Origin of the sequence: Arthrobacter alkaliphilus (assembly GCF_021483235.1) — a bacterium.
GTDB classification, from domain to species: Bacteria; Actinomycetota; Actinomycetes; order Actinomycetales; family Micrococcaceae; genus Arthrobacter; species Arthrobacter alkaliphilus.
Genome location: NZ_JAKEEC010000047.1, coordinates 1 through 8155, shown reverse-complemented (window position 1 = coordinate 8155; position 8155 = coordinate 1). Strand labels below are relative to the sequence as shown.

Genomic DNA, 8155 nt, shown 5'->3' with positions numbered 1-8155 from the left:
TCCCACCCTCCCAAACCAGCTTCGACGCCGCCTTCAGCCAGGACTAAGCGCTCGAATGCCCCTTAGGATCAGTCCTGAGGGGCATTCCGTCGCCCGATTGCCTGAGAGGACAGCATGAGCCAGATAATCCGTGAAGCAACAGCGGACGACGCCGGCCCGCTGGCGGAGCTTGCCGCCGTCACCTTTCCGCTCGCCTGCCCGCCGGACTCCTCGCCCGAGGACATCTCGACCCACCTGCGCAGGACGCTCAGCGCGGAGAGATTCACGGAATACCTTGCCGATCCGGACATCACCATCCTGGCCATCGACGCCGCCGGGGAACTGCGCGGCTACAGCATGCTCGTCGCCCGGCCTACGAGCGACGCCGACGTCGCGTCGGCCCTGACGCTCATCCCTGCAACGGAACTGAGCAAGTGCTATGTGCATCCGGAGCACCACGGCTTGGGCGCTGCCGCGGAACTCATGAAGGCCACCTTGGACCGCGCCGCGGGTTCAGGGGCTGCCGGGGTATGGCTCGGCGTCAACAGCCAGAACGCCAAGGCCATCCGTTTCTACGAAAAGAGTGGATTCAGGAAGGTCGGGACCAAGTCCTTCCGCCTGGGCGACGCCGTGGAGCACGATTTTGTGATGGAGCGGGCGGTCTAAGACGTTCCGCGACGCGCAAATGGACGGGCGACGCGCAAAGAGTTTCACGCGGCTGGAATACCGGTAGCGTCTGACCGTTTCTGCGTCGAAAACCGTTTTGCGTGTCGCTGTGACCAGTCCAACAGGCCGGTTCGGGAATGCCCGGGCCCGGCTTCCGGTTGTCGCCGTCATGAAGATTGAGATCTGGTCAGACGTTGCTTGCCCGTGGTGCTACATCGGAAAGCGCCGGTTCGAAAAGGCCCTCGGCGAATTCCCGTACCGCGATTCGGTCGAAGTCCAGTGGCGCAGCTACCAGTTGGATCCGAGCATCCCGGAGCACTACGACGGCACGGAACTCGATTACCTGAGCAAGCGCAAGGGCATGGACCCCGCACAAGTCAGCCAGATGTTCGAGCACGTGGCGCTGCAGGCGAAGCGCGAAGGCCTCAACTACCGCTTCGACAACGTGGTGGTGGCCAACAGCTTCACGGCGCACCGTCTCATCCATCTGGCCGCCGCCCACGGCAAGCAGGACGAAACCAAGGAACTGCTCCTGAGCGGCCACTTTGAACACGGGCAGGACATCGGCAACCCCGAATACCTGGCCAAGCTCGGCAGCGAGTTGGGCTTGCCGGAAGCCGAAATCGCCGAGTTGTTCAGCACTGACAAGTACGCAGAGGACGTCCGCAGCGACATCGCCGAAGCCCGGATGCTCGGCGTTACCGGCGTGCCGTTCTTCGTTATCGACCGAAAGTACGGACTCTCCGGTGCCCAGCCGTCCGAGGTCTTCACCCAGGCCCTGACGCAGGCATGGCAGGAAGCGAACCCGCTGGTCGCCGTCGGGAGTTCCGACGCCGAAGCCTGCGGCCCGGACGGCTGCGCGATCTAGGACGTGCGGACGCGAATGCGTCGGGAACAGCCCACCGTGGGGTATATAGAAGGGAGTCCCGGAGGGGCTCGATTTCCACCCACATGAGGAGCACCATGACAGAGCGCCCGATGGACCAATCACATCCTGCACCAGGCTGGTATCCGGACCCGGCCGGATCAGGCAGGTCCCTGTGGTGGGACGGCACCGCCTGGTCGGGGTATCTGCCGGCGGCGCAGCCTGTGGTTGCTCCCGGCAGGTGGCGCCCTTTGATCAGCCCGCAGACTCCCGTCTACAACGCCCTCATCTGGCTGATCGTCGCCTCCCCTCTCGTGGTTGTTGTGCTCCAGGCCGCCGTGTGGAACCCTGTTCCACGTTTTGTCTACGTGCGGGGCGTCAGGACACTTGACCCATCCTCGATCATTACGCCCGGGTACTTCGTGGTCGCGGCAGTGAGCATCCTCGCATACGCGGCGACGATCGTCGCGGCCTATTTCGACTGGAAAGGGCTCCGCCGGGCCGGCGTCGTGCGGCCGTTTCATTGGGCGTGGGCATTCCTCAACCTCGCGGTCTACGTGATCGGCAGGTCCGTGGTGGTGCGCAAGGTAGCGCCCGGCAGGGGCTTGGCGCCGATATGGGCCTTCATCGGCGTGTATGTGGTGAGCCTCGTGATCAGCCTCGCCCATGCCTCGTCCATGCTCCGTCTCTTCTCCAGCCCCAACGGGTACTAGTTTCGGCCAATTTTGCTGACACTTCCCTGTAAAGTGTCTGTATGCCTAGGATTACGGCCGCCAGCAATGCGGCGCAGCGCGCTGAAACCCGACGCCGGGTCCTGACAGCTTTCGGGGAACTGCTCTTCACCCACGGCCTGCCCGGCTTGACCATGACCGACGTCGCCCGGCACGCCGGCGTTGGCCGCACAGCGGTATACAACTACTACGCCGACATGGAACAGCTCCTCATCGCCTACGCCTTGGATGAGACCGAGCGATTTTTGGGCGACTTGCGCGAATCCCTGGCCACGTTGCAGAACCCGGTGGACCGCTTGGCCCTTTACGTTCGCGCCCAGGTGGAAGACTTGAGCCGACGGCACCTCCCGCCAGGTCCCGCTATGGCGGCCGTCCTCTCCCCCGCTTCCTTCGCGAAATTGGCAGATCACGTCGGCGAACTCAACCTGCTTCTCCAGGACCTCCTGCGCGACGGAATCGCGGCCGGCTACCTTCCGCCCACCGACGTCGGTCAGCTCGCCAGGCTCATCCACGGAACTCTTTCCTCAAGCGCGGCGCGCGGAAATACCGGGAACGGAACCGAGCTGGACGCGCGGCTGGCCCAGACCGTGCGGTTCATCCAGTTGGGCGCAGGAGCAAGGTTCGACGACGACGGCCGGCCCGCGCGCTTGGCGTGACCCGGCCGCCGGGTTGGCTCAGTCCGCGGAAGGCAACGCTACGGAGTCGGCATCACCGGCAGCTTGGCGTTGTCCGCGATCCGCTGCTCCAGGCGGGGACAGCTGAGCTTGCCCGGGGTGTTGTCCACGAGCTCGGGTGCCACCAGTGCCGAGAAGCCGGGCGCGAGGATAAGGTCCACAGAGGCGTCCGTCCGCTGGTCCTGGACGTAGTCGGTGCCCGCGATGTTCCTCTGGATGTTGAAAGCGGCCGCTTGGCCGCCGGATCCTGAAACAACCACGGCAGGGCCGGTGTAGCTGGTGGTGGAGTTGTCCACGGTTCCGACGTTGTAGCCGCGGGCCTTCATCTGGTCCGCCACGTTCTTGGCGAGACCGGGCCTGCCGGCGGCGTTGAAGATATTCACGTTGACCTTGTTGTTGGGCGTGTAGTCGAAGACGGCGGAGGGACACACGGCCGCCGGCGCCGGGCTCGCAACTGCGGAGGGGAATCGGATGATGCCGTTGATGACTGCCCAAGCGCCAACAAGTCCTGCAACCACCAGTCCGACAAGCAGCGCCAGGACAATCCCATGCAGCAGGCGGCGGCTGAACCACCCTGGGTGGCTCTCAGGTCCGGGGGCATCGGCGAAAGTTGCCCGAAGTTCCGGTCCTGTCACAACGCGATGACCATGCAGCCTAGTCGGGTCTTTCTGGCGACCGGGACGCTTCCGGCGCGTCCGCGGATCCCCAGTTTCGGGCACTGCCACCTGTACCTCCGGGATTGTTTCGTTAACCATCTATCACCAGGACCCGGGCGTGGATGGCCGTGCGCTGGTGGAGCGCGGTACGGACAGCACGGTGGAGTCCGTCTTCGAGATACAGCAGGCCTTGATACTGCACCACATGCGGGAAGAGGTCGCCGAAGAAGGTTGAATCCTCAGCCAACAGCGCTTCCAGGTCAAGGGTGCGCTTGGTGGTGACAAGTTCGTCGAGCCGGACGGGCCGGGGCGGCAGCGAGGCCCAGTCCTTCGGCGTGGAAAAACCATGGTCGGGGTAGGGGCGTCCCTCGCCCACAGCTTTGAATATCACTTTGCAAGCGTAAAGAAGTCAGGCGCTCAAGGGAACTTCTGAGACGTGGGTCACCGCGGTTGTGGCCAAAAGGTAATCGTTGACGGACGGCGCGCACTTAAACGTTGCCGCCTTCGGCGCCGTCATCCGCCTTCGGCCCAAGACACGGGACTGACAGAATGGGATCATGACTGCTTCAATGCCAGCCACGCACCCGGCTGCTCCCGCCCTCGCACTCCTCCTCGACGTCGACGGCCCCGTCGCGAGTCCCCTAACGCGCGACGTGAAGCCGGAAATCATTGCCGACCTCGTGGGTTTGGCATCCGCAGGCATCCCCGTGATTTTCAACACCGGCCGCTCGGACGCTTTCATCCGGGAGCAGGTCATGGCACCCATGATCGCCGCCGGAATGCCCGCGGGAACGGTGGTCCACGCGATCTGCGAAAAAGGTGCTGTGTGGTTCAGCTTCACCTCCACCGGCCCGGGCCCCATCCATGTGGACCATGACCTCGCCGTTCCGAAGGCCTACGGCGACGACGTCCGGCGCATGGTCGCGGAGGACTATGCGAGCCACATGTTCTTCGATGAGACAAAGCGCGCAATGGTCTCGGTGGAACAGCATCTGGACGTCTCCAGTGACGAGTACCTGGCCGAGCAGAAGCTCTTCGACGCCGAGGCCCTGGACCTCATGGGCAAGCACGGGCTCTCCGCCACTCTCCTGGACCACCACGCCCCAGAGTCCGACGACGCCGCCGACTACCGCCTTGACCCCACCATCATCTCCACGGACATCGAGTCCATCCGGCTCGGCAAAGATCTCGGCGCGAGCCGCGCGGTGGAACTGCTCGCCGCCCAAGGCATCACCCCGCAGGCGTGGCGAACGGTAGGCGATTCCCGCACCGACTACGCCATGGCCGATTGGCTCCACCACAACGACCACAGCGTCAAGCACATCGACGTCCGGCCCGCCGACGGTGTGCCCAACAAGCCCTACGATGTTCTTACAGCCACGGACCTCGGCCTGGGTGCCGACGTCATTCACGACGACGCCGGGGGCGCATTCCTGCGCAGTTGGCGTGAAGCCTTGGCGGGCTAGGTTCACAAGCCCGCGCGAACCACAACCTTTCGGAGGAAAGCCATCACAGTCATGGACCAGCAAGCAATCTACTTCGGTAGCCCGGCCTCCGACGACGATGCGGTCGTTCCCGAACCGACATCGCCCGCAGTCGATGCGCGCCTCAAGCACCGCGCCGACGTCGTCCGGCATCGCGGCCGCTACAGCTTGCTGAACCAGAACCGTACGCCCCAGCAGGCGATGGTCGAGGACCTTCTCGTGATCCGTACCGCGCTGGATGCGGCCGGGCTGGACTTCATCCTGGTCCGCGGAAACGACCACCGGCCCGTGATCGCCGTCGACTGGAAGCTCCGGAAGAAGCTGCGCCAGGCATTGATCTCGGCTTTCCGTAACGAGCCGTTCTACTCCATGACCGTCGACGCGCGGAAGAAATCCACGTTGCTGGTGGCCGACGGGGAGCTCTCAAACAACCGCAAAGCCAGGATCTTCCGGCTCTTCCGGCCGCGCGTGGAGCCCGGAGGCGGACTGACCTACGGCCCGTCCTTGGGCGTTCAGCTGGAATTGTGGGAGTTCGACGGCGAGCAACTGGTGTTGCCGGTGGAGAACTCCCTGACCCGGCGAACCATGCTGCGCCAGGACGCTGTCAGGGGCACGGTGGAACGGCATGGGCTGAGCTGGCCGACCATCGAGAATATGTTCGCGGACCACGCGAGCGACATCGATTTCGACGTCGATATCGTCTTTTCGTGGGTGGATGGGAACGATCCGGCATACATCGCGGCCCGCCGGGAGCAAATGAAAGACGTGGTCCTGGGCGAGGGCGACGCCCACGAGGCCCGTTTCCGGCAGATCAACGAGCTCAAATATGCCCTGCGTTCCGTGTACATGTATGCGCCTTGGATTCGCCGCATCTACATCGCCACGGACTCCCCCGTTCCCGAGTGGCTGGCCGAGCACCCGAGCGTCAGGATCGTGCGAAGCGAGGAGTTCTTCAAGGACCCCACAGTGCTGCCCACCCACAATTCCCAGGCTGTGGAATCCCAGTTGCACCACATTGAGGGGCTCTCCGAGCACTTCCTGTATTCCAACGACGACATGTTTTTCGGCCGGCCCGTCGCGCCGGACATGTTCTTCACTCCCGGGGGAATCACCAAGTTCATCGAAGCCTCCACGCGGATCGGGCTGGGAGAGAACGACGCCGAACGCAGCGGCTTCGAGAATGCGGCCCGCGTCAACAGGAAGCTTCTCTGGGAACGGTTCGGACGCATCACCACACGCCACCTGGAACACACCGCCGCCCCTCTTCGACGCAGCGTGATCGCAGAAATGGAGCGCGAGTTTCCGATCGAGTTCGCCAAGACGGCGGCCAGCAAGTTCCGGGCGGCGGACAACATCTCGGTGACCAACTCGTTCTACCACTACTACTCGTTGCTCACCGGCCGGGCAGTAACGCAGACAGCGGCCAAGGTCAGGTATGTGGATACAACCCTGTGGTCCGGGCTGCATTACCTCCCGACTTTGCTCGCCAAACGCAATGTGGACTTCTTCTGCCTCAACGATGGCAGCTTCCCCGAGGTGGCTGCCGACGAAAGGGCCGCCCTCGTGACGGACTTCATGGAGAAGTACTTCCCGGTCAAGGCACCTTGGGAGAAATAGCCCTAGCGCCGGCTAAACTCCGGGCGTTTCGCGTCGGCCCTGGAACCGCGTTCGTCCGTGGGACTCTGGGGAATCCGGATGCCTGCTTCGGCGAGCCGCCGCTTGGTGGCTTCCGGGCTCACGTACTCGCCGACAGTCGGCGATTCGCCCACGGGCACCACTGAATGCACGATCGTTTGCTCGTAAACGTGGACCAGGTTGAACGCCTGTGCACCGTCACGGCCGCGGGTTCCGCCCTGGGGAACGTTAAGGTCCTGCGTGTAGCAGCTCGCGGATGCCACCGATACAGGGACGCCGGCGAACATGGCCGTGGTGGAGTAGTGCAGGTGGCCGCCCAGGATGGTGCGGATATCCGAATTCCGTACGACGTCGGCCAATGCCGCTTGGCCACGCAGCTCCACCAGGACGGACAGGTCGAGGACGCTCGGCACCGGAGGGTGGTGGAGGGCAAGGATCGTGCCGTCCGGAGCCGGCGTCGCGAGCTCCGATCGCAACCAGTCGAGCTGGCTCTCGCTTAGCTCGCCGTGATGGAAGCCGGGCACTGAGGTGTCGAGCGTGATGATCCGGAGCCCGTTGACGAAGTAGCTGTGATCCACCGGGTCGTCATTGTCGTTCTGGTCGAAGAGTCCCGCACGGAAATTCGCCCGGTCGTCGTGGTTTCCCATCGCCCAGATCACCCGTGCGCCCATTTCTCGACAGGCAGGCTCGACGATCGACCGGAGTTTGGCGTAGGCGCCCGGCTCGCCTTGGTCGGCGAGATCGCCGGTGAAGATCACGGCGTCGGGACGGACCTTTGACGCGTGCACTTCCGAAAAGAGCTGCCTGAGATGGGCTTCACTGTCAACCGCGCCGTAGAGAGGCTCCGACCCTCCCAACAGGTGGGAGTCGCTAAGGTGCAGAAGTACGTGTCCTGGCCGCGGATACTCGGCCTCGATGAGCTCCATTACTACCTTCGGGTCGGTGGGAGACGGCGCCTCCAGTGTCTGCCCCAATAGACCCCATCCAACCAGACAAAAGGCTAACGCAGGGTAACTTACTGTCGGAATGTTGGAAAATTACTCGCGCTCCCCTCTGATCCCCGGTCGGTTTTGGGGCAACTTTCGACGACGCCCGGTCACATCCAGGGCAACTTTCGACGACGCCCGGTCACATCCAGGGCAACGTTCGACGACGCCCGGTCACATCCAGGGCAACGTTCGACGACGCCCGGTCACATCCAGGGCAACGTTCGACGACGCCCGGTCACATCCAGGGCAACGTTCGACGACGCCCGGTCACATCCAGGGCAACGTTCGACGACGCCCGGTCACATCCAGGGCAACGTTCGACGACGCCCGGTCACATCCAGGGCAACGTTCGACGACGCCCGGTCACATCCAGGGCAACTTTCGACGACCCCCACTCACATCCAGCGCAACTTTCGACGACGCCCGGTCACATCCCCGGGCGTCGGCGTCCGAACCGCCATTAAGTGACCGAGCGT

General features: G+C 63.9%; 9 protein-coding genes. 6 read left to right on the top strand and 3 right to left on the bottom strand.

The genetic code is table 11. The features are described from left to right. The first annotated feature begins 114 nt into the window (after nucleotides 1-114). From L0B83_RS19415 to L0B83_RS19400, 4 genes are all read left to right on the top strand, one after another. Nucleotides 115-645, top strand: a complete 531-nt coding sequence (locus L0B83_RS19415) for a GNAT family N-acetyltransferase (protein WP_234760213.1) — start codon at nucleotides 115-117, stop codon at nucleotides 643-645. Nucleotides 646-814: 169 nt separating this feature from the next. Further along, complete coding sequence (locus tag L0B83_RS19410; protein WP_234760215.1) at nucleotides 815-1513, top strand: DsbA family oxidoreductase; 699 nt, start codon at nucleotides 815-817, stop codon at nucleotides 1511-1513. Nucleotides 1514-1608: 95 nt separating this feature from the next. Further along, nucleotides 1609-2223 (top strand): DUF2510 domain-containing protein, encoded by a 615-nt coding sequence (locus L0B83_RS19405; protein ID WP_234760212.1) that lies wholly within the window; start codon nucleotides 1609-1611, stop codon nucleotides 2221-2223. A 41-nt stretch (nucleotides 2224-2264) separates the two neighbouring features. Further along, nucleotides 2265-2897 (top strand): TetR/AcrR family transcriptional regulator, encoded by a 633-nt coding sequence (locus tag L0B83_RS19400; protein ID WP_234760211.1) that lies wholly within the window; start codon nucleotides 2265-2267, stop codon nucleotides 2895-2897. 38 nt (nucleotides 2898-2935) lie between these two features. Here L0B83_RS19400 and L0B83_RS19395 read toward each other — a convergent pair whose 3' ends face one another. Together L0B83_RS19395 and L0B83_RS19390 are read right to left on the bottom strand one after the other, a co-directional pair. Beyond that, entirely contained in the window at nucleotides 2936-3550 is a 615-nt protein-coding gene (locus L0B83_RS19395; RefSeq protein WP_234760210.1) for a LytR C-terminal domain-containing protein, read from the bottom strand. A 112-nt stretch (nucleotides 3551-3662) separates the two neighbouring features. Beyond that, entirely contained in the window at nucleotides 3663-3962 is a 300-nt protein-coding gene (locus L0B83_RS19390; protein ID WP_059388531.1) for a type II toxin-antitoxin system VapB family antitoxin, read from the bottom strand. Nucleotides 3963-4128: 166 nt separating this feature from the next. Here L0B83_RS19390 and L0B83_RS19385 point away from each other — a divergent pair, with 166 nt between their 5' ends. Then, nucleotides 4129-5037 (top strand): Cof-type HAD-IIB family hydrolase, encoded by a 909-nt coding sequence (locus L0B83_RS19385; RefSeq protein ID WP_234760209.1) that lies wholly within the window; start codon nucleotides 4129-4131, stop codon nucleotides 5035-5037. Nucleotides 5038-5088: 51 nt separating this feature from the next. Beyond that, the gene (locus tag L0B83_RS19380; RefSeq protein ID WP_234760208.1) at nucleotides 5089-6672 is read left to right on the top strand and encodes a stealth family protein; all 1584 of its coding nucleotides are present in this window, start codon (nucleotides 5089-5091) and stop codon (nucleotides 6670-6672) included. Between the two features lie 2 nt (nucleotides 6673-6674). On the opposite strand, the gene L0B83_RS19375 is transcribed toward L0B83_RS19380, so the two are convergent. After that, on the bottom strand, nucleotides 6675-7616 hold the full coding sequence (locus tag L0B83_RS19375) for a phosphodiesterase (RefSeq protein ID WP_234760214.1): 942 nt from the start codon (nucleotides 7614-7616) through the stop codon (nucleotides 6675-6677). Nucleotides 7617-8155 lie beyond the last annotated feature (539 nt).